The organism is Caballeronia sp. LjRoot34 (genome assembly GCF_964253815.1).
Taxonomy (GTDB): domain Bacteria; phylum Pseudomonadota; class Gammaproteobacteria; order Burkholderiales; family Burkholderiaceae; genus Caballeronia.
In genome coordinates this window covers 871303-893021 of sequence record NZ_CAXUSB020000001.1, presented here as the reverse complement: position 1 = coordinate 893021, position 21719 = coordinate 871303, and the positions used below count along the sequence as shown (strand labels likewise).

Here is a 21719-nt window from a genome sequence, read left to right as displayed (position 1 = left end):
TTCACGGGGTCCGCAACCTACTTCGAGTCCGTCGGCCCGTTCCTTCGCGACCACGAATCGAATCGCCGCGTGTAAAGCAGATCCATGCCCTGGAACGTGCCGCCGTAAGCCGATACCGACCAGAACCGCGAGAGGCTCAGCGTCGCCTTGATCGCATTGCTTGCCGACTGCAGACCCTGCTCATAGCCCAGCACGAGCCGTTCATTGATCGCCTTCGACAACATCACGACTTGCGGATCGGTCAGCCCAACCTCACTGGTCCCGATAGAAAACTCATCCAGCCCGAACGTCTGCGCAATCCGCTTGCCCTGCGAACTTCCCAGCAATGCGAGCGCATTCGTCATCGCGCTCTGCTGACCAATGTTGTTGCCCTGATCCGTGCCATGACCGAACAGCAACCACGATAACTTCTCGTTATCCGGCACGTTCGGCTCTGAGATCAGCTTGGCAACCGGCGACTGCACTGTGCCCGTCACCTGCACGCCGGCCTCGATTTCCTGATTGCGGCGCATCGCCAGAATATTGATGCCGGGATTCGCGACCGGTCCGTTGAACGTGAAAAAGCCGTTTTCGATTCCCAGCTTCCGCCCGAACGCCGTATACGTGGAACCCGGCGTGACGCGCACATTGCCGACCGCCCGCAGCGGCATATTCGGCGCGCTCATCGCCGTGACGGTGCCGGCGAGACCAAGGTCCGCGCCCGCGCCACGGAAGCGGAATTTCTGGCCGAGATTGATATCGATATTCGCGCGCGGCGCGAACGCGCCCACGGGTTTGTCGCCCGTCGCGACCACCTTCTGATCCTCGCCCTTCACCGTCCCGTCGGGACGCACGATCACGACGTCGTCGCCGAGCGACGGCGCCGATTGCTCGGGCAAATCGAAGAGCGCGTGATCGATGGTGAACTTGCCGTCAATCGCCATGCCGCCCTGCAGACCCGCGTTTGCCACGGACGCACTGCCCGACAACTGCAACTGCCGATCCGGCGATGCAAACAGTTCGAGTTTGTCAGCAATGATGCTGGCCGTCAGGTCAGGCTGCTGCTGATCCAGCCGCACCTTGCCGGTCGCGCGCAACGTGCCGCTCGCGCCATGAAACTCGACCTGCTGCAGATCGACAAGATTCTCCGACAACGCAATCCGGATCACGCCGTCCTTCAACTGCACGCCCTGATCGATGACCGTGACCGACAAGGCGTCACCGGTGAGCATGCCGGAGACCGTCGGTTTCGCCACGATCCCCGCGATAGTCAGCTTCAGCCCAAGGTGGCCATCGAGCAGATAAGCCGGGCCGAACAGCCCGCCGGTCGTGCGCAGCGTTGGAACGTTGGCGTCGATCGCTCCGCTCAGCGGCGCTTCGTCGGCAACCGTGAGCACGCCGTCGCGCGCCACCAGGTTCGTGTGGACATTGGCATCGATCACGCCGATCCGCGTGGCCTGCGCGTGCACCGTCGCGTTGAGCCGATTGCCGCCGGTAAAGTCCGCGCGAGCGGTGATGTCCGTGATGCCAAGCGCCGCGACACCACGGGCGGCGTCGATGGAGACATCGCCCGAACGCCGCTTCAGCTGCACGTAGCCCGTCGCGGTGGCGCCGAGCGCGAAATTCCAGTCGCCATCGAAAACCAGATCGGTCTTGGCCGGCGGCGGTCCGCCCTCCAGTTCCTGACGGATTTCGAGCAGCCGCGCCACCGAGAGGTTCGTCAACTGGCCGGCCGAACTGATGCGCCCACCATCGAGCGCGAACGATTTCAGGTCGAGCACGGCGCCTTCCGCCGATAAGCGCGTCGCCCCCAGCGCCACGTGATTCGGCGCGTAGCTCACGGTTACCGGCGCATCGAGATTCACGTTCGGCGTGCCCTTGTTCGACAAGCGCGTGACGGTACCGTCCCAATGCGCGCCGTCGCGGGCATCGGTCAGGCGGCCGCTTGCAGCCAGCGTCAGGTTGACCGCGTTACCGCGCACCTTGCCCACAGCGGTTGCATTGAGCGTATGGTTCGCGCGCGTACCGTTCAGGTTCGCGTCGAGGCTCGCGAGATCGACGCCGTCCGCGCTGACATCGCGGGCCTGCAGGGTGAACACCAGCGCGCCATTCGCGCCGTCACGGGCTTCCGCCCGGCCTTCTGCATGGCCAACGCGGTTTGCACCGAACACCACGCTGTCGGCCTGATAGTTGGCCGCCAGATTCGGATGCGCGAACGAGCCGGTGACATCGCCATCGGCTTTTACAAGCCCTGCCAGTCCGAAGCCCAGCCGCTCGAGTTGCGGTGCATCGATACGAAAACGCAAGCGATCGCCCGGCGCGCCGAAACTGCCATTGAGATCGACATTGTTGCCCGCAATGGAAAGCGTCGCCGTGCTCGGCAGGATGCGCGTTCCCACGACCTGAATCGTACCCGCGCCGGTGAGGGGGAGGTTATCGTAGACGCTGTCGCCGAGCTTGAACTGCGCCTTGGTGGTGAGCGTTGGTGCGAGTACGCCCGTCGCGGAAAGCGTGCCGTTCACCCGCGCTTCGATGGGCCGTGATTTCGCCGCCGGCTTCGCTTTGGATCCCTTCGGCGGAGGCTTCGCGACCAGTTCGTCGGTCAGCAGCAGCGGATTGAAATCGATGACCTTCGCCTTCAGGTCGTAGCTCGAATGCACGTCCTTTTGAAGCGCGCCGCTCAGCTCGATACGGCCTTTCCCTACGCTCAGTTTCACGTCGTCAAACGCGGTTTGTTTGGCGTCTAGCGTGACCTTGCCCTGCGCGTGCAACGCCGCTTTGGGGTCGTTGAGATCGAGCGTAATGGTCTGCTTGTCGCCATCGAGATGGATGCCGATCGGCCCGGCAAACTGCGTCGGACGGATGGTCGATTCGATCGCGTTCAGGTCGAGTTTCGCGACCTTCAGATCGAACTGCCCTGTCCCACCCTTGAGCGTTCCGCCGCCCGTGATGGTGGCGTCCTTCAACAGCCGCACGTTCAGGTCGGAGATAACTTGCGCCGACGCATCGAGCTTCACGTTCGCCTGGGCATCGATCAAGGGAAGCAGTTGCTTGTCGACCGAACCCGGCTTCGCGTTCACGATCGATACCGGCCCGGTCACCACCAGCGCGTTCGGCGTAGCCGGATCGGGGGTCAGTTCTGCCCGCAGCGCGAGGTCCGCGAACGGCGCGCTCGGGCTGAAGGCCTGTGGATTGACGTGATCGATGGTAACCAGCGCGCGCTTGAGCGGCACGTCGCCGAACGGCGCAGCCTCAACGTGCGCCTGGCCCTTGAGTTTCAAACCGCTGGCGTTGATATCGGCGGCGAGATTTTCCAGCGAACCTGTCAGATGCGCGGCCACCTGCACGGCCTCGCCGCTGACTTCGCCCGAATAACCGGCATCGCCAGTCAACGGGAACGGGCGCGCGCCGCCATCGAGTTTCAATGCGGCCGTGATCGCGCCGAACGGTGTATCTAGACGCTGGATGCGCGCCTCGTGATGACGGCCGTCGCTATGTCCGTCGAGTGCGAGCCGCGAGAATTCGGTGGTTGTCGCGCCTTCATGAAGGCGCAGTTTGTCGAGCGTGACGTCGCTGACGGCAAGCTGGATCGGCAAACGCAAATCTTGCGGCAACTCCGTCTTGCTGGTGTCTTTTGGCGAAGGCGCAATGCGCGCATCGACCGTACCGACATGCAAATAATCGATGGTGAAACGCAACGGCGCGCGGGTCAGTTCCCACTTGCCGGAAACGCTGTCCACGGCAATATCCGTTCCTTGGCCGTCGAGACTTTTCCAGTGCACATTGCGCAAACGCAGGCCCGTCGATATTGCGCCGCCGTCGAACGTGCCGCTCAGCCGGCCGCCGAGCAGCGACGTCGCCGCCTGCCACACGTAACGCGTCCCGCGCTCGCTGTTAAGTGCGTACAGGATCATGGCGACGCCGAGCGCGAAGCACAGCACGAGCACCAGCACGAAACCGCCTAGCCATTTGGCCAGGCGCCGCCAGCCACCACGCCGTGGCTTTGGATCACGCGTTCCGTTTTCAGACGCGCCGTTTCCCCGGTCCTCGGAAGGGTCCGGTTGATCTGCGGGAGATTGGCCGTTCTGGTCGCTCATGCTTGAAGGAACAATCGAAATAATCCAGGCAAATTCATCAAAAGGCGATCCCGAGCGTCAGGTACGGGCGGATGTCCCGGTTCTTGAAGCCATACGCAATATCCACGTTTACCGGCCCGACCGGGCTGCGCCAGCGCACGCCCACACCTGTGCCCGGCTCGAATACGCGCTCTTTCCAGGTATCGGTGGCGGTGCCTATATCGAAGAACACCGCGCCGCCCCAATCGTGCGAAAACCAGTGCTGATACTCCGTGCTGCCGGTCATCAGATACTTGGTCGGCAATACGGAGCCATCGACGTCATTACCAATAGCCTGATAACCGTAACCGCGCACCGAATTCGCACCGCCCGCCCGGAACAGCAGCGACGCGGGAATGCCGCTCGAACTGCCCGCCGTGAACACCCCGCCGAACTCCGCGCGGAACACAAACAGGTCGCGTTTGCCCAGCGGCAGGTATTGCAGCAGGTTCGTATAAACGCGGCCGAAGGTTTGATCGGTGAGGATGCCCTTCACCGCTACATCCGCTTCCGCCCGAATCAGGTTGCCCGAGCGCGGAAACAGCGGATCGTCGACATTACGGCGCACCCATTGCCACGACGGCACGAGCGCACGGCTGGTGGTCGGGGGCCCAAGATTCTGTGTCAGCCGGTCGGCATAGAAGAGCAGCGAAAACGTGGTGTCTATGTTCTGCAGCGAGCGCGTGCGCTGCACGCCCACGCGTGCGCTGTAGATGCGTGTGTCGGATACGTTCGTGTTCGTGTACGAAGCCAGCACGCTGTTCACCCAGGTGCGGCCGTCCGGCGGCATCGCGAGCTGCACCTGGCCGTATTGCTGAGTCTGGTCGAGGCGGCCGGATATCGTGAACGGATAAGCCTTGCCGAAGGTATCGAGGTAACTGTAAGCACCCTGGATGTGCGGACCCGTATCTGTCGCATAACCCACGCCGTAACGCACGCTGTTGTACGGATACTCGCTGACCTTCAGGTGCATCGGCGTTTCATTCGGCTTGGTGACGTCGTTGTCCGCGTCAATAGCAACCGACGCGTAATACGGCGTGTTCTGCAACTGGCGCTGCAACTCGTTCACGCGCGCGACGTCGTAGGTGTCGCCTGGATGAATCCGGTTCACATTGTGAATGATCTTTTCCGGGTAACGCCGCACGCCGCTGATGTCCAGCTGGCCGAAGGTGAAGGTCGGGCCGCTATCGAATGTCACCGACAAATCCGCTATATGCGTGCGCGGATTCACGCGGGCCTTCGACTGCGAGATTTTCGCGCCGAGATACCGGCGGGCCTGTAGCGCTTTGAGCGCAGCATTCTTCGCGTCATCCCACGCGTTTTGGGAGAACGGATCGCCTTCCTTGACTGAAAACGCGAGGCGCGCGGTGTTTTCTTGCGCCGGGTCTTCGGTCGTGATTGCGCCCTTGAACGTCAGCGAAACGGACGCGATCTTGGTCTGAGGACCGGGATCGACGCTGATGGTGACTGACTTTTTATTGCCGTCATGTTTCACGTCGGTGCGCACGATCGGCGTGAAATAACCGTCGGTCGCGACGAGATCGCGGACTTCCTGCGGCGTGGCCGTGACCAGGAAGTCGAATTGTTCGTCGCTGATGTCGTCACGCTTCTTGAACCGCGACAGATCGAGATGGTCTTTCAACAGCGCCCGGACGCTGCGCGGCGCGTCGATATCCACATCGTATTTCGCATGCGCCGGTTGGGCCACCGCAAACAACGCCAGCGCGTGGAGCGACCAGAATACACGGCGCGCGGATGTCCACCACCACGCACGGGAAGGCGCCTTCGACGACGCGATGACCGGCGGCTGAAGCCGCCGGTCATCGGCTTGCCCGCGCTTGAAGCGCAGCGGATCAAACAGGCGCCCCGCCAAACGTGACCTCCGGGGTTGAATTAATGGGATTGCATGGGTGACACGGAATGGCCGGCGCTCGGTGCCGGCTTGATGCTGACGCTGTCGCGGCGAATTGCCGGCGCATTTGCCTGGCAAGCGCCGAGCGTCGATCCAGCAGGCGCTATTTCACCACACTGGCGCGGCCGGCTGTCCCAAAAACCACCGGGTTGGCCGATCGGACAATGTTCAACCCGACCGTCGCCCGGCTTTGCCCGCTTCGCCTCACTCGCTCCTAAAAATGCCGGAGGTGCGCCTTGGACGGCTCTCTACGGCGCTTGTTCCGCGCTGCATCAATAATTGACATCGTTTTACCGTCGCTTTTCGTTCACGTTTCGTTCACGCCTCGTTCACTTTTCCGGCCGCTCCGGTAGACCTGATGGCCGATGTCCCCGCTTTCCGGCGACCTTCCGGCGGGTTAACCGCTCCGCTCCCCGATGCTTGCGGTAAAATTGCGATGAATCACGGCGGCAAGTCACGGTGGCAACTCGCTTGGCCCCCCGCCGCGCCCGTTTTCGAATCGCTCTGAGCCAACGGAAGTCGAATCATGTACCTGTCGGACATCACCCAGTTCATCAACCAGATGAAAGAGCAGAAACCGTCGCTCGAAGCAGAGCAGCGCCAGGGCCGTGCGCTGCTGTGGGACAAGCAGCCTATCGACCTGGACGAGAGCTCGGAAATCAAGACATCGCGGGTCGAACAAACGCCCTACGTCTATTACCAGAATTTCTGAACGTGAGTGCCGCCCGCGAGGCGCCGGAGCGTTCGGGACACCCAGGACACTCCGGCAAGGATGATCGCGCCGCGGCGCTTGCCGCGCCCGCGACCGACTCCACGCCGAACACCATTGACGGCGTGGCGTTTGCGCACCTGTACGGCGAGCCGCTCTGGAAGCTGCCAACGGACCTGTATATCCCGCCGGACGCACTCGAGATTTTTCTCGAAGCGTTTGAAGGTCCGCTCGACTTGCTGCTGTACCTGATCCGCAAGCAGAATTTCAACGTCCTCGACATTCCGATGGCCGACGTCACGCGCCAGTACCTGGGCTACGTCGACCAGATTCGCGAATCCAACCTGGAACTCGCGGCGGAATACCTGTTGATGGCGGCCATGCTGATCGAGATCAAGTCGCGCATGCTGCTGCCGGTGAAAAAGGCGGATACCGGCGAGGAAGCGGAAGATCCGCGCGCCGAACTCGTGCGGCGCTTGCTGGAATACGAGCAGATGAAGCTCGCGGCGCAGCGTCTGGATCACCTGCCGCAACTGGGCCGCGACTTCCTGCGGGCAGACGTGTACGTCGAGCAGAGTTCGGCGCAACGCTTCCCCGACGTCGATGCAAACGACCTGCGCGCCGCCTGGGCCGACGTCATCAAGCGCGCCCGGCTGGTCGAGCATCACAAGATCTCGCGCGAGGAATTGTCGGTGCGGGAGCATATGAGCGTGATCCTGCGGCGCCTGCAGAATGCCCGCTTCATGGAATTCTGCGATCTCTTCGACCCCTCGCGCGGCGTGCCCGTCGTGGTGGTGAATTTCATCGCGATGCTGGAACTGTCGCGTGAAGCGCTGATTGAAATCACCCAGGCCGAGCCGTATGCGCCTATCTACGTGAGACTCGCGTATTCGCCGGCCTAAGCCTTCCGCTGCGCATAGGTGGCGCATAAGCAGCGCAGCGCCCTTCCCCTTTTCTTTCCCCTTGGAGCAGTGTTTTCAAAGCTGCCCGCCAGGAGACACCTGCTAGATGAAAGTCATCAGCTCGATCCATGAACTGCGCGACCAGTTGCGCGGCCAGAACCGAACCGCCTTTGTCCCGACCATGGGTAACCTGCACGACGGCCACCTGTCGCTCATGCGGCTGGCGCGCCAGCATGGGGACCCGGTGGTTGCCAGTATTTTCGTGAACCGGCTGCAGTTCGGACCGAACGAAGATTTCGATAAATACCCGCGCACGCTGCAAGACGACATCGAAAAGCTGCAGGCCGAGAACGTGTACGTGCTGTTCGCGCCGACCGAAGCCGATCTTTATCCGGAGCCGCAGCAATACCGGGTTCATCCGCCCACTAATCTGGGAGACATCCTGGAAGGCGAATTCCGGCCGGGTTTCTTCCAGGGCGTGTGTACCGTCGTGATGAAGCTGATGTCATGCGTGCAGCCGCGCGTGGCGGTATTCGGCAAGAAGGATTATCAGCAACTGATGATCGTGCGGCAGATGTGCCACCAGTTTGCGCTGCCCACGGAGATCATTGCGGCTGAAACCGTGCGCGACGCCGACGGCCTGGCGCTCAGTTCGCGCAATCGCTTCCTGCAAGCGGCCGAGCGCGCCGAAGCGCCGATTCTCGCAAAAACGCTGAATCGCGTGCGCGATGCGGTGCTGGCGGGCAATCGCGACTTTGCATCGATAGAAAAAGAAGCCGTGGAATCGTTGGCGCTTCGCGGCTGGCAGCCCGATTACATCGCGGTGAGAAAGCGCGTGGACCTGCTGCCGCCCGGCCCCGGCGATACCGCGACCCCGCTCGTTGTACTGGCCGCCGCCAAGCTGGGCACTACGCGCTTGATTGACAACCTGGAAATTTGAACGAGAAACACATGCAGCGAACGCTTTTGAAATCGAAGATTCACCGCGCCACGGTCACGCATTGCGAATTGCATTACGAAGGTTCGTGCGCTATCGACGAGGATTTGCTTGAAGCGGCGAATCTGGTTGAAAACGAGCAGATCGACATTTGGAACGTGAACAACGGCGAACGCCTGACGACCTATGCCATCAAGGGCGAGCGTGGCAGCGGCATGATTTCGCTGAATGGATCGGCAGCGCGCCGGGCGCAACTGGGCGATCTGGTGATCATCGCGGCGTTTGCGCTGGTCGATGAAGCGGAACTGAAGGCGGGCTGGAAGCCGGATCTCGTGTTCGTCGATGAAAAGAACCGCATCAAGGGAAACCGCGACCACGTGCCGACGCAGAACTGGACCTGAATCGGGTTCTGGTCTGCTAAGAAAACGCAAAAAAACGCCGGTTGGCTTTCATGGAAATGAAGCCAACCGGCGTTTTTTATGGTCTTCGGGGTCGTCTACATCACCTTTTACTTCTTCGACACCCATTCAATAATCGGCTGCCACTGCTCGATATCCTTCTCCACCCGGCTTTTAGCGACGTCCCAGATAGTGAGTCCGTGCGCCGCGACCTGCACGTAGTTCTGCGTATCGCGGATAAAACCCAGCACCGGCAGGTCAAGCCCTTCCACGAACCGATGCAGCTGATCCGCTGATTTCGTCCGGGCATCCACCCGCATACCCACCACGCCGACCTCGATCGTGCCCTTGCGTACCGCCTTCTCTTTCTGCAGCCGTTCGAGAAACTCCTGCGTGGCGAGAATATCGAACATGGACGGCTGCAACGGCACGATCACCTTGTCCGCCAGCTCCAGCGCCAGCGCGAGACGGGTGCCGTGAATCCCGGCAGGCGTGTCGATAACCGCCTTCTCCAGGCCTCTCGGCGGCTTCGACGGCGCATCAACGTTTGTCTTCCACTCTTCTATCTTCGGCAGCGTGTCCGGGCGCAAGCCCAGCCAGCCATGGGCAGACTGCTGCTTGTCCAGGTCCGCGAGCGCGACCCATTCGCCGTTCGCCGCAAAATAACCAGCCAGATTAGTAGACAGCGTGCTCTTGCCCACGCCGCCCTTCGGATTCGCCACCACGATCACCGTCATAGGTTCAATCCACGCGTTGTCGGCCGCGCTCCACAGCCGACAACCCCCGGCGTGCTGTAAGCGCTGCATTAAGTGAAAAGTTCGAGCCGTTGATACTATCGGATTTGCCTATTTCAATCCATGCGCGTCAACAACGCCACTCAACTTCAAGGACTCCGCAACATGGCCACACTGCGCCCCGAAATCACCCTTGACTATCTGCGCGAACGCCAGCGCGGCCGTCTGCCGGAGCTGCTCGGCGTGGAACTCGTATCGATGGAAAGTGGCACGCTCACCGGCAAACTGACCGTTCGGCCCGAAGTGCTCGCACCGAACGGTTTCCTGCATGCGGCGACGGTGGTCGGCCTTGCCGACACGTGTTGCGGCTACGCCTGCATCGCCCATCTGCCCGAGGGCGCGAAGAATTTTACGACCGTGGAACTGAAGAGCAACCACGTGGGCACGGCGCGCGAGGGCGTCATCACGGCCAAGGCGACCGCCGTTCATCTCGGCCGCAGCACACATGTCTGGGACGCGGTCGTGACGAACGGCGAGGGTAAAACCATCGCGTTGTTTCGATGCACGCAGATGATCTTGTATTGAAACTGCGCCGGGGTAGGCAGAGGTTTGGGCGAACGTGGGCCGGTTACGGCGCATCAACGGGATGTGTCGAGTCGGATAAAGTTGGGCCAGCCAAGGCGCTTCTCCAGGCGCGTATCGGCTAGCTGGATGTTGACCTCACCCGAAACCCGACGCGAGCGCAAACCAGGCCCCGCCGCTTTCAGACGAACATCGCGGCAATAGCGTCAAGGTCCAGCGCTTGCCCGAGCGTATCGGCGAGACGGTCCAGCGAAGCCTCCCGCAATGCCGGGTAATCGAGCGCCGCGGCATCACGCAGACCCGCCCATTTGAGCAGCGACGCGCAGGCATCCGGGGTATCGAAGATGCCGTGCAGATAGGTTGCGGCGATCTGGTTATCGGCGGAAATCGCGCCGTCCGGACGCTCGCCGTCGAGCATCACGGCCGGCCGGGCAAGCGCCGCGCCCGTCGTGCGGCCCATGTGGATCTCGTAGCCTCGCACGGGCGCTGGGATAGGGCCTGCGGTTAAGGTCAGCCTGCCAGTCACGTTGTCGAGCAGCTTGTCCGCCGTCAGCGTGGTGTCGAGATCCAGCAGGCCCAGCCCGTTCACGCAGCCTGCCGGCCCTTCGAACCCCTGCGGGTCATCCACCGTGCGGCCCAGCATCTGCATGCCGCCGCAAATTCCCAGCACCTTGCCGCCGTATCGGAGATGCCGCTCGATCGCGCGATCCCAGCCGTTTTCGCGCAGCCACGCCAGGTCCCGCTGCACGCTTTTCGACCCCGGCAGCACGATCAGATCGGCCGGTGGCGGCGCCGTCCCCGCACGCACGTAGGAGAAATCGACCTGCGCGTGCGCACGCAACGCATCGAAATCCGTGTGATTGCTGATGCGCGGTAGCGCCGGCACGATCACCTTCAGCAACTCGCCGCCGGCTTCGCCCCGCGTGTGCAACTGGCTCGGCAACATGTCCTCGGCATCAAGCGTCAGGCCGTGCAGATAAGGCACCACGCCAAGCACCGGCTTGCCGGTCTGCGCTTCGAGCCAGTCGAGACCCGGCTGCAACAGGCTGATATCGCCACGAAAACGGTTGATTATGAAGCCGCGAATCCGCGCCCTTTCAGTCTCCGATAAACACGCGAGCGTCCCCAGCAAATGCGCGAACACTCCGCCACGGTCGATATCCGCCACCAGCACCACCGGGCAATCCACGCGCTCGGCAAACCCCATGTTGGCAATATCCCGGTCCCGCAGGTTCACCTCGGCCGGGCTTCCCGCCCCTTCCACGATAATCGCGTCAAAACGCTGCTGAAGCCGGGCGTACGAGGCGAGAACCGCGTCGAAGGCGACGGTTTTGTACGCGTGATACGCACGGGCATCGAGATTGGCGTGCGCGTGGCCGTGGATGATCACCTGCGCGCCGCGATCGCTGGTCGGCTTGAGCAGCACGGGATTGAAGTCGATTTCCGCATCCACGCCCGCCGCAATTGCCTGCAACGCCTGGGCGCGGCCAATCTCCCCGCCGTCCACGGTTACCGCGCTGTTCAGCGCCATGTTCTGCGGCTTGAACGGCGCGACCCTCCTGCCGCCGCGCCGCGCGAGCCGGCACAAGCCCGCGACCAGCGTGCTCTTGCCGGCATCGGAGGTCGTGCCCTGGATCATCAGCGTGCCGCGCGGTGCAAATTGCATGGGTGTTTCCGTGCTCATCGGTTCTCTGGGAAGCCGCTATGGTAGCGCCCGCCGGTACAATATTGCGATGACTTCACCCGACCTCACCTTCATTCTCGGCGGCGCGCGCTCGGGCAAGAGCGCGTTTGCCGAACGGCTGGCCGCCGACAGCGGTTTGCCCGTTACCTACGTGGCCACGGCGCGTATTGGCGATGCCGAATTCGCCGCGCGCGTGGAACAGCATCGTGAACGCCGGCCGGCGCATTGGGCGCTGGTCGAAGCACCGCTCGATCTGGGCGGCGTGCTGCGCGAACTGGATCGCGAAGGTCATGTGGTGCTGATCGACTGCCTGACGTTATGGCTCGCCAATTTGCTGTTCCCCGCTGACGGCAGCACACCCGACGAGCCGCCGCTTGAGGCTTTCAGCGACTTCGACGCCGCGCTTTCAAACGTCCGCGGCAAGGTGATCATAGTGAGCAACGAGATCGGCCTGGGCGTGGTGCCAGTGGGATCGGTGACGCGCCTTTACGTCGATGAACTCGGCCGCCTCAACCAGCGCGTCGCCGCCGCGAGCACGCATGTGACCATGATGGTCGCCGGCCTGCCGCTCGTCCTCAAAGGCTGACATGCTGCTGCTCTCCTTCTACGTTACGGCGATGCTCGCCATTGCCGGCGTGGTGATCGACCGGATCTTTGGCGAACCGGCCACGCGGCATCCGCTGGTCGCGTTCGGGCGGCTTGCCACGCGTATCGAAGCAAAGATGAATACGGGTTTCCGGGCGCGGCCGGCGGGCATTCTCGCGTGGCTGCTGGCCGTCGTGCCGCCGGTGGCAGTGAGCTGGATTCTCGTGAGCGTGCTGCCGTTCGCCGCTGCGTGCGCCGTGCATGCCGCGCTGCTGTGGTTCTCGCTCGGCGCCAAAAGCCTGCGGGACCACATCGTGCCGATCGCCCGTGCCCTCGGGATCGGCGACCTGCCCGCCGCGCGAAAGCTGACGGCGCGGATCGTCTCGCGCGACACCACCCACGCCGATGAAGCCGCGCTGTCCCGCGCCGCCGTCGAATCCGCTCTGGAAAACGGCAACGACGCGATTTTCGGCGCGCTGTTCTGGTTCGTCATCGCGGGCGGGCCGGGCGCGCTGATGTTCCGCCTCGCCAACACCCTCGACGCGATGTGGGGTTACCGCACGCCGCGTTACCTGCGTTTCGGCTGGGCGGCCGCCCGTTTCGACGATGTCCTGAACTTCGTGCCCGCGCGGCTCACGGCCGCAAGCTACGCCCTGATGGGCGACACCCGCACGGCGTGGCGCTGCTGGCGCACGCAGGCGCCGCTGTGGGACAGTCCGAACGCGGGGCCGGTGATGGCGGCGGGCGCGGGAAGCCTGAACGTGCTGCTCGGCGGCCCGGCGATTTATAACGGAGCTCTGGAAACGCGGCCCGTGCTCGGGTTCGGAATGACCGCCTCGCCGCGGCACGTGGTGGCGGCGCTGCGGCTGGTCGAACGTACGACGATGCTCTGGCTCGCGGTGCTGCTGGTGCTGGCTTTCACGGGTGTGGGGTTTCATGGTTGATCCCATCCGGCATGGCGGAAATCTGCGGGAAGCCGCGCGTCGATACGGAATCGCGCTGGCCGACTGGCTGGATTTATCGACGGGGATCAATCCGCGGGCGTATCCGGTCCCGCCCGTGCCAATGGACGCGTGGCGCCGTTTGCCCGAAGACGCCGATGGCCTGGCCGAGCTGGCAGCGCGTCACTATGGCGCGCCAGGGGCGCTGCCGGTTGCGGGTAGTCAGGCGGCGATTCGCGCATTGCCTGGCGTGTTGAAGCGCGGCATTGCGGCCGTTGCGCCCTTGACCTACGGCGAGTATGGGCCGGCGTTCGAACGCGCCGGACATCGGATAGTTCGGCTCGATGTTGCATCGATCGATTTGAAGGATGACATTGATCACGTGATCGTTGCGAATCCTAACAATCCAACGACCGAACGTATCACGCGTGATGTCCTGCTGCGGTGGCATGAGCAATTGTCCCGGCGCGGCGGTACGTTGATCGTTGATGAAGCCTTCGCCGATGCCTACGGCGATGCGGCGATCTCGCTGGCATCGGAGAGTGGGCGGCCGGGATTGATCGTGCTGCGCTCGGTCGGCAAGTTTTATGGGCTGGCTGGGATTCGCGCGGGGTTTGTACTCGCGGCGGCGCCCTTACGCGATGCGCTTTCGGAAGCGCTGGGTGCGTGGACGGTAAGTGGTCCAGCACGGCACGCGGTGCAAGCCGCGTTTAATGATCTTTCATGGCAAGCGGACACTCGCGCCACGCTGGCTCGCGATAGCGCAAGGCTGGCAGCATTGATCCGCACACGAGGCTTCGATCCCCATGCAACGCCGCTTTTTGTATGGTTCGAGACCGGCAAAGCGGCGGCGCTGCAGCATGCCTTAGCCACACGCGGAATCTGGACACGGCTCTTCGAGCACGGCGCGTTGCCAAGTTTGCGGATTGGTTTGACGGGATCGGAAGAAGAATGGGAGCGGTTTGAGGAAGCGTTTAACGTCGCGGTGAAAGCGATCCGCTGAACGACTGAGCCCTTCCTATCGCGCGGTTCACTCTCCCAATGCTAATCAAAACCGAACGCGTATTCGTGCTTCGATCACAAGACCCGCTTGTTATGCTGCCCGAGCCATACATGACGCACCCGAACCAACACTCCTCATGACCCTGCGCCACTTCCTCACGTTGAGCTTCATCGTTACCGCGATTTTTGCATCGGCCCAAGCCCGAGCCGAAGCCCTCACTGTCACCGACGACACCGGCGCCACCGTTACCCTCAGCGCTCCCGCACAACGCATCGTGAGCCTTGCACCCCACGTCACCGAACTCCTGTTCGCGGCGGGCGGCGGTGCGCGCGTGGTCGGCGCGGTCAGCTATAGCGACTACCCGCCGCAAGCCAAAGCCATCCCGCGTGTTGGCGATAACAAATCGCTGGACCTCGAGCGCATCGTCGCGATGAAACCCGATTTGATCGTCGTCTGGCGGCACGGTAATGCAATGCGTCAGATCGACCGGTTGCGCGAACTGCATGTGCCGCTGTTTTTCAGCGAGCCGCACAGACTGGACGATATCCCTGTCACCATCGATAAACTCGGCATCCTGCTCGGGACATCGGCTCAGGCGAACAAGGCGTCGGAAGCGTTCCGTCACGACATTACCGGCTTGCGGACGCGTTATTCGAACCGCCCGCCAGTGAGCGTGTTTTACCAGGTCTGGGACGACCCGCTGATGACGCTCAACGGGTCGCAAATCATCAGCGAAGTGATCGATCTATGCGGTGGTCACAACGTGTTCGCCGACCTGAAACCGCTGGTGCCTACCATCTCGACTGAAGCCGTCCTCGCCGCCGATCCCGAAGCGATCGTGACGGCCACGCCGGGCGCGACGAGTTCGGAACATGCGTTGCCGTCGCTGGATGCATGGCGCAAATGGCCATCGATCAAAGCCGTCGCGCGCAACAATCTGTTCGGTATCGATGGGGACCTGATCAACCGGCCGACACCGCGTCTCGCGCTCGGAGCGGCTGCGTTGTGCGAAGACCTGGAAGTGGCCAGAACGCGGCGTCCGAAATAGAGATTCAGGCGTTCCAGCGCACTAACAACCACTCATCGCGCACGCGTTTCAACCAGACGATCGCGCCGAAATCCAGCGGCCATTGGATCGCGTTCGCGCGCGGGACGCCGAACAAATGAGCGGTCAGTACACGTATGACGCCGGCATGCGTCACCGCGTGAACAGGGCCGGTCGTATTGGCGGTACAAATTGAATCGGCCCAACCCACTACGCGCTCGGCAAACTGCGCGACGCTCTCGCCGCCATGCTCGCGGGCGTGTTCAAGATCCTCTGCCCAGGCATCGAGCATCGCGCGATCAAGGCCATCCCAGCGCTGCCCTTCCCATGCGCCGAAATCGAGTTCCTGCAAACGTGCATCGGCTTGAATGGGACCAAGTGCTTCGGCTAGCAAACGGCATCGGCTTAACGGACTTGTATGCCAGACGCCTTCAACCGCAGGCACTTTCAGCAGCCGCAAACGCTCCTCCAACGCACGCGCTGAATCGGCCGCATCGCCTAGAAGCGGGACATCGGTGCGGCCATAACAGATCCCGGTGTCGATACCAACAGCCGGATGGCGAATCAGGACGAGATCCATCCGAGTCCAATCAGGTAGATAGCAAGTTCAAAAATCTGCTGCGCGAAGCCGAGGCAGTCACCGGTATAGCCGCCGATGCGTTTGACGAAGTAGCGCCCCATGGCAAAACGCAACACACCGAGCGCCACGATCATCACGCATCCGAGCCGCCAGTCGGGCCAGAAAAGCCAGGGCAATCCGAACAAGGCGGCTAACAGAAACGCCCACGCGCTCATCTTCTGCGCAACCGGTTTCGCCTTACCTTCGGCCCGCACATAGTCGAGCGTACAGAGATAGCTGATGGCGAACGTTCGGCTCGCCGCATGCGCCGCGACGATCATCCATGCGGTGCGCAGCGGCAGCATCGTGGCCAATGTCTGCCACTTCAGCGCAAGCACGACGATCAGCGCAATCGCGCCGAACGCGCCGATTCGCGAGTCGTGCATGATGCGCAACACGTCCTCGCGGGTAGTTGCGCCGCCGAAGGCATCGGCGCAATCGGCGAGGCCATCTTCGTGGAACGCGCCCGTGACAAGCAACGTTGCCGCCATCGACAACAACACGGCCACGCCCGCCGGAAACACCTGCAGCGCGGCGAGATAAACGACTGCGCCGAGCCCGCCGACCAGCGCGCCGATCAACGGAAAATAGCGCGCCGCCGCACTCAGATAATGCGCTTCGAAACCGACCCAACGCGGCACCGGCACGCGAGTGAAATACCCGAGCGCGGTGAAGAAGTAGTGGAGTTCCTGCGATGGCCGGTTCATCACGGGATCACACGGCCTTGTCGGACACGCCGGCCGATTCGAAGCTCGCCATTTCATTGATGAACGCCACCGCCGCGCGCAACAGCGGCAACGCAAGCGCGGCGCCGGTGCCTTCGCCCAGACGCAATCCAAGCTGCAGCAATGGCGCCGCGTTGAAATGCTCCAGCATGCGCCGGTGCCCCGTTTCATCCGATGCATGCGCGAACACGCAGTAATCAAGGACCGCCGGGTTAAGCGCGTGAGCCACAAGCAACGCTGACGTAACGATAAAACCATCGACGAGAATCGTCATGCGCGCTTCAGCCGCCGCGAGGAAAGCGCCCACGATCATCGCGATTTCAAAGCCGCCGAAAGTGGCCAGTGTCTCGATCGGATCGGTGGATGCCGCGTGTTTCTTTAAAGCCGCGGCAAGCACGTCGCGCTTGTGGTTCAAGCCGGCGTCGTCCAGACCCGTGCCGCGTCCGACGCACGCATCAATTTCAACGCTGCAGATCCGGCTCATCAGGCATGCCGCCGCCGATGTATTCGCTATCCCCATCTCGCCGAAGCCAATCACGTTGGTCCCGAGCGCCGCGTGAAAACGCACGCGCGCGGCCCCACGCTCAATGGCTTGCAGAACTTCGTCCCGCGTCATCGCCGGTTCGTTCGCGAAGTTACGCGTACCGCCGCGCCGGATCGCTGCATCGACGAACCCTGGCGCTGCCGGCGATGCACTCGCCACACCCGCGTCCACCACTTCGAGCGTCATGCCCGCCGCCTTCGACAACGCATTGATCGCCGCCCCGCCCGCGATGAAATTCGCGACCATCTGTACGGTGACTTCCTGCGGAAACGGACTCACGCCTTCGGCCGCAATGCCGTGATCGCCGGCAAAAACAATGATCGCCGGCCGCTCGATACGTGGCCGCAAAGTCCGTTGAATCAGCCCGATCTGAAGCCCGAGTGATTCGAGCCGCCCGAGACTGCCGGGCGGTTTTGTCTTCGTATCGATCACCTGTTGCAAATCGGCCGCCATCGATCGATCGAGCGGTTCAGGACGGGGAAGTATGTCGTTCATAGTGTTGTTCACGGAGAGGTTGAACGCATCACGGGCACGAGCGCCTCGTGACCATCCTGCTGGATCAGGGTAAGCGGATAACCGAATGCGGCGCCGGCACGCTCGGGCGTGAGGACATCGCGAACGCGGCCGGCATGCGTGTGGCCCGCGCCGTCGAGCAGTAAAGCGTGCGTGGCGAAACGCCGGGCAAGGTTCAGATCGTGACACGAGAAAATCACGCTGCGTTGTTTCGATCCGACCCAGCCGCTCAGCGCTTCGAGGCAATCGATCTGATGATGCACGTCGAGATGCGCCAGCGGTTCATCGAGCAACAATAGCGGCGCGTCCTGGCACAAGGTCGCGGCCAGCGCCACACGTTGACGTTCACCGCCTGACAACGACAGGACATCGCGTGAAGCGAACTCAGCGAGGCCGAGCCTATCCAGTGCCGCGTGCGCAGCCGCGCGGTCCGCGTCGCTTTCCCAACCCCAGCCGGTGAGATGCGGAAAGCGGTTGAGCATGACGGTGTCCAGTACGGTGGCGCTGAACGCATCGTGCGTGGCTTGTGGCATCAACGCGCGGCGGCGGGCCAACTCAATAGTGCCCCAGGCGCTCAACGCTTTTCCATCGAGTGAAATCGCATTCGATGCCGTCTTCGATACCCCCGCCATCGCTGCAATCAAGGTCGTCTTGCCCGCACCATTCGGACCGGCGATGCACCACATTTCGCCGGGCGCGAAGGTCTGCGTGAGGTCCGCGACCAACACGCGAGTTGCTTTGTGAGTCCCCGCGCGCAACGTGAGGTTAGTGATCTGAAGTCCGTTCATGGCGCGCGCCTGAGGAGCATCCACAAGAACACCGGCACGCCGATCAGCGCGGTGATGACGCCCACCGGCAACTGCGCCGGCGCGATCACCGTGCGCGCGATCAGGTCCGCTCCCATCACCGCCAGTCCGCCGGCCAGCGCCGATGCAGGCAGCAGCATGCGCTGATCGTTGCCGAACGCGAGCCGCAGCACATGCGGCACCACAAGCCCGATAAACCCGATGGTCCCGGCCGTCGTCACGGCAGCGGCTGCCGCCAGCGACGCAACGAGATACACGCGCACTCTCAACTGCACGACGCGCACGCCAAGCGCCTCGGCCGCTACGTCGCCGCGCAGCAGTATGTTGAGCTGGGGCGCGACCGGTACGATAGCGATCAACGCAATTACCAGCGCGATTAAAGCGGTCCATGGCATCGAGACGCCGTTCAGGTCGCCGGTCAGCCAGAACACCATGCCGCGCAAGCGATTCTCGGGCGCGACCGCGAGCATGAGCGTGATCAACGCGCCCCACCCCGCCGCGATCACTGCGCCGGTGAGCAGCAATCTCGGCGATGTGTCCTGCGGTTCCCCACGCCACAACTCGCGCCGGGCGAGGCCGAGCACAAGCAGTATCGATAAGAACGCGCCCGTGAACGCGGCAACATCGACGCTCCACCACGACAGGGAGAACAACATCGCGGCGAGCGCGAACGCAGCCGCGCCACCCGATACGCCAAGCACATACGGTTCGGCCAAAGGATTGCGCAGCAAGACCTGCAGCAATGCACCGGCCATGCCAAGCAGAGCACCCACCGCAAAACCGCCGAGCGCGCGCGGCAAGCGCAGGCTGAGCACGATTTCATCGATCACGTCAGTCGACCGGGACACGAGCGCCTGCATCACCCGCAGCGGCGACACGGCGATACTCCCCAGCGCCAGCGACGCCACGAAGACAGCGAGCGCGGCCAGGCCGAGCCCGGTCCAGACCATGAAAGCGCGCTGGGCGTTCATGCGCTTAGTGTTCACTGCGGCAGTCGGCCGGGCATGATCGAGGCGCCGCGACGCGGCGTGCGGCGTGCTGTACGAGTGCGCAAGCTGATGGTCCTTGTTGAAGAGGTTGCCGAGGTTATCGATAAGCGCGCCGCCCCACGGAATGCAAGCTTTGGGCGACCAACGGATTGCCGCTGAACGGATAGTACAGATCGTCGAAGCTTGAAGCACGGCGGATGATCGCCGCCGTTGCATTCCCTCTAAGCCGGTATCCGGGATGTCGACCCATCGAGCGACCTTCCCGTGCGCGGACGCGCAGTGGCCAACCGCGTGCTGCCGGACGCCATTTTTCGAGTGGTGAAATGGGCGGGACAACGCGCCAGGACCGGCTTGCAACTTGGGTTCGAGTCGCTTACCGTTGCGGGGGCAGCGCAGAGTGAGTCGTCCGGGCTGACTCTGCTCCCTGCTTCCCGTTTAACTGCGCGCTGGCAGCGCACGTATGAGCACCAGGGTGGCGGGAGTTTAAGATCGGCACAATGGCCCGTCAAGAAAGCAGGACCATGCGGGCATATTGACCGTCCACAACGTGGTTCGATTATTCGATTTACCCCTGTTTTAAAGGCCTCCGTGCGATATTCCGAAGAACGCTCGCACGCCTGAATGAATGGGAAAATGAATCGATATAAAACGTTTCCCCTTACAAATAAAGGGCCGTGCCCATGCTTTGAAGACTGAATGCTGTTACGTCTGGAAACGAACCAAATTTCTGAAGCGCCGGAGAAGCGCGCTAAAATGCGAGGTCTTAAGAGGACGCAGCACATGCTCAACGAACTCGAATCACTGTCACAGAATATCGGCCGGCTGATCAAGATCAGCGAACGCCATCATCAAGCTCACCACGCGTTGGCCCAGCAACTCGAACAGTTGCGCGCCGACTATGCCAACACGCAGGGCGAACTTGCGGCCATGCGCGAAGAACGCGACGCACTGGTGGCGGAACGCGACTCGCTGTCGGCCAAGATCGACGACGCGCAGATTCGCCTCAACGCGATTCTCGAAAAATTGCCGCGTGCGAAAGCTGCACCGGAGCCGGATAACCAGCTTGCCCTTTTGCCTCCCGATGGCGGCATCGAACCGGATACCGCCGACTCGGCGCACGGTGCGTTGCATGAAGAATCACACCATCACGGAGAAAAGGCATGACGACGAAACAGATCGAGGTATCCATTCTCGGCGCGCCGTATCGGCTCGCATGTTCGCCGGAAACCGAAGGCGCGTTGCGCGAAGCGGTCGCGCGCGTAGATGCGGAAATGTCGAAAGTGCGAAACGCAAGCAGCGTGCGCGGCACGGATCGGATCGCGGTGATGGCGGCGTTGTCACTGGCGTCAGAATTGCTCAAGCTGCAAAACAGCGTGCGTCACGGCGAGGCGTTCCCGGCCGAAGAAATTCGCCGCACCATGCATCAAATGAACGAGCAACTGGGCGTCGTGATTTCACAATACGAAGCGCAGTAGTTGCTGAGGTAGTTGCTGCAATAGATACGGTAGCGGTAAGTGTGTAGTGGCTGGAATTTGCTTTAAGTGCTTGACGTACGAGCTAATATCCGGATGTTATTTTGTTGCCGGAATGCTGGCACGATTCTGCGTCAACCGCTACGTCTTCAGGCATTTAACGAATTCATCGGTCACCATAAAGTTTTCCTGGATCATTGCTGCATCGTGTCGTCGATTGGTGTAAAGTGACTGCTCCCTGCCTGGTTTGCCAAGGTCATATATTCCTTGAACCAATGCCATTGTGCACGGTTGTGGGACCTTGTAGCACTGGCGAGCGCGTCACTCTGTCTGATGAGCCCAAAGTGCTGCTTACTGCGACCAATCTTGAACCCAGGTTCAGGATGCCGGCCTAGCGGCTTGGGCGGGGACCCTTTTCAACAGCATGCGTATGTTTTTTTGTGCATGCTGGTAAGTGATTGAGTTGACTGAATGGACTAACGGCGCTGGAGCTTCTCCGGCGCCGTTTTCTTTTGCATCGTGAAT

20 protein-coding genes and 1 other RNA gene are annotated in these 21719 nt (G+C 62.3%); 12 read left to right on the top strand and 9 right to left on the bottom strand.

What is annotated here, in order from left to right; translation table 11 throughout:
• Positions 1-17: 17 nt before the first annotated feature.
• On the bottom strand, positions 18-4076 hold the full coding sequence (locus ACSQ36_RS03870) for a translocation/assembly module TamB domain-containing protein (RefSeq protein ID WP_436180964.1): 4059 nt from the start codon (positions 4074-4076) through the stop codon (positions 18-20).
• A gap of 37 nt (positions 4077-4113) precedes the next feature.
• On the bottom strand, positions 4114-5943 hold the full coding sequence (locus tag ACSQ36_RS03865) for an autotransporter assembly complex protein TamA (protein WP_436183081.1): 1830 nt from the start codon (positions 5941-5943) through the stop codon (positions 4114-4116).
• A 586-nt stretch (positions 5944-6529) separates the two neighbouring features.
• Here ACSQ36_RS03865 and ACSQ36_RS03860 point away from each other — a divergent pair.
• The 4 genes from ACSQ36_RS03860 to panD all read left to right on the top strand — a co-directional run bounded on the left by ACSQ36_RS03860 (position 6530) and on the right by panD (position 8955).
• Positions 6530-6718 (top strand): DUF3460 family protein, encoded by a 189-nt coding sequence (locus ACSQ36_RS03860; protein ID WP_031362245.1) that lies wholly within the window; start codon positions 6530-6532, stop codon positions 6716-6718.
• Positions 6719-6831: 113 nt separating this feature from the next.
• Positions 6832-7617, top strand: a complete 786-nt coding sequence (locus ACSQ36_RS03855; RefSeq protein ID WP_346730450.1) for a segregation and condensation protein A — start codon at positions 6832-6834, stop codon at positions 7615-7617.
• A 106-nt stretch (positions 7618-7723) separates the two neighbouring features.
• On the top strand, positions 7724-8557 hold the full coding sequence (gene panC / locus ACSQ36_RS03850) for a pantoate--beta-alanine ligase (RefSeq protein WP_436180963.1): 834 nt from the start codon (positions 7724-7726) through the stop codon (positions 8555-8557).
• A gap of 11 nt (positions 8558-8568) precedes the next feature.
• The gene (gene panD, locus ACSQ36_RS03845; RefSeq protein WP_047896052.1) at positions 8569-8955 is read left to right on the top strand and encodes an aspartate 1-decarboxylase; all 387 of its coding nucleotides are present in this window, start codon (positions 8569-8571) and stop codon (positions 8953-8955) included.
• A gap of 107 nt (positions 8956-9062) precedes the next feature.
• Here the strand turns inward: panD and ACSQ36_RS03840 are convergent, their stop codons facing one another.
• A complete protein-coding gene (locus ACSQ36_RS03840; RefSeq protein WP_213762644.1) occupies positions 9063-9689 on the bottom strand; it encodes a ParA family protein in 627 nt (208 codons plus the stop codon).
• A gap of 162 nt (positions 9690-9851) precedes the next feature.
• On the opposite strand from ACSQ36_RS03840, the gene ACSQ36_RS03835 reads away from it, so the two are divergent.
• On the top strand, positions 9852-10271 hold the full coding sequence (locus ACSQ36_RS03835) for a PaaI family thioesterase (RefSeq protein ID WP_213762481.1): 420 nt from the start codon (positions 9852-9854) through the stop codon (positions 10269-10271).
• A 178-nt stretch (positions 10272-10449) separates the two neighbouring features.
• Here the strand turns inward: ACSQ36_RS03835 and ACSQ36_RS03830 are convergent, their stop codons facing one another.
• Positions 10450-11934, bottom strand: a complete 1485-nt coding sequence (locus ACSQ36_RS03830; RefSeq protein ID WP_436180962.1) for a cobyric acid synthase — start codon at positions 11932-11934, stop codon at positions 10450-10452.
• Positions 11935-12001: 67 nt separating this feature from the next.
• Between ACSQ36_RS03830 and cobU the strand changes: the two genes are divergently transcribed.
• From cobU to ACSQ36_RS03810, 4 genes are all read left to right on the top strand, one after another.
• Positions 12002-12538: a bifunctional adenosylcobinamide kinase/adenosylcobinamide-phosphate guanylyltransferase gene (cobU, locus tag ACSQ36_RS03825; RefSeq protein WP_436180961.1), complete on the top strand. Its 537-nt coding sequence runs from the start codon at positions 12002-12004 to the stop codon at positions 12536-12538.
• 1 nt (position 12539) lies between these two features.
• A complete protein-coding gene (gene cbiB, locus ACSQ36_RS03820) occupies positions 12540-13481 on the top strand; it encodes an adenosylcobinamide-phosphate synthase CbiB (RefSeq protein ID WP_436180960.1) in 942 nt (313 codons plus the stop codon).
• Positions 13474-14481 carry a threonine-phosphate decarboxylase CobD gene (gene cobD / locus ACSQ36_RS03815; RefSeq protein WP_436180959.1) on the top strand — a complete coding sequence of 336 codons (1008 nt, stop codon included), beginning with the start codon at positions 13474-13476 and terminating at the stop codon, positions 14479-14481. The genes cbiB and cobD overlap by 8 nt, the downstream gene beginning before the upstream one ends.
• A gap of 136 nt (positions 14482-14617) precedes the next feature.
• Entirely contained in the window at positions 14618-15529 is a 912-nt protein-coding gene (locus ACSQ36_RS03810; RefSeq protein WP_436180958.1) for a cobalamin-binding protein, read from the top strand.
• 4 nt (positions 15530-15533) lie between these two features.
• On the opposite strand, the gene cobC is transcribed toward ACSQ36_RS03810, so the two are convergent.
• The 5 genes from cobC to ACSQ36_RS03785 are packed head-to-tail and all read right to left on the bottom strand — an operon-like array spanning position 15534 to position 19704.
• Entirely contained in the window at positions 15534-16106 is a 573-nt protein-coding gene (gene cobC, locus ACSQ36_RS03805) for an alpha-ribazole phosphatase (RefSeq protein WP_436180957.1), read from the bottom strand.
• Positions 16091-16852 (bottom strand): adenosylcobinamide-GDP ribazoletransferase, encoded by a 762-nt coding sequence (locus ACSQ36_RS03800; RefSeq protein ID WP_436180956.1) that lies wholly within the window; start codon positions 16850-16852, stop codon positions 16091-16093. The genes cobC and ACSQ36_RS03800 overlap by 16 nt, the downstream gene beginning before the upstream one ends.
• A gap of 7 nt (positions 16853-16859) precedes the next feature.
• The gene (cobT, locus tag ACSQ36_RS03795; RefSeq protein ID WP_436180955.1) at positions 16860-17909 is read right to left on the bottom strand and encodes a nicotinate-nucleotide--dimethylbenzimidazole phosphoribosyltransferase; all 1050 of its coding nucleotides are present in this window, start codon (positions 17907-17909) and stop codon (positions 16860-16862) included.
• 8 nt (positions 17910-17917) lie between these two features.
• Positions 17918-18715, bottom strand: coding sequence for an ABC transporter ATP-binding protein (locus ACSQ36_RS03790; protein ID WP_436180954.1), 798 nt, complete (start codon positions 18713-18715; stop codon positions 17918-17920).
• Positions 18712-19704, bottom strand: coding sequence for a FecCD family ABC transporter permease (locus ACSQ36_RS03785; protein WP_436183080.1), 993 nt, complete (start codon positions 19702-19704; stop codon positions 18712-18714). The genes ACSQ36_RS03790 and ACSQ36_RS03785 overlap by 4 nt, the downstream gene beginning before the upstream one ends.
• 798 nt (positions 19705-20502) lie before the next feature.
• On the opposite strand from ACSQ36_RS03785, the gene ACSQ36_RS03780 reads away from it, so the two are divergent.
• The 3 genes from ACSQ36_RS03780 (at position 20503) to ssrS (ending at position 21608) form a co-directional block, all read left to right on the top strand.
• Positions 20503-20886 (top strand): ATPase, encoded by a 384-nt coding sequence (locus ACSQ36_RS03780; protein ID WP_213762471.1) that lies wholly within the window; start codon positions 20503-20505, stop codon positions 20884-20886.
• Complete coding sequence (locus ACSQ36_RS03775; RefSeq protein ID WP_213762470.1) at positions 20883-21197, top strand: cell division protein ZapA; 315 nt, start codon at positions 20883-20885, stop codon at positions 21195-21197. The genes ACSQ36_RS03780 and ACSQ36_RS03775 overlap by 4 nt, the downstream gene beginning before the upstream one ends.
• A 229-nt stretch (positions 21198-21426) precedes the next feature.
• A non-coding RNA gene (gene ssrS / locus ACSQ36_RS03770) (6S RNA) lies at positions 21427-21608 on the top strand.
• Positions 21609-21719 lie beyond the last annotated feature (111 nt).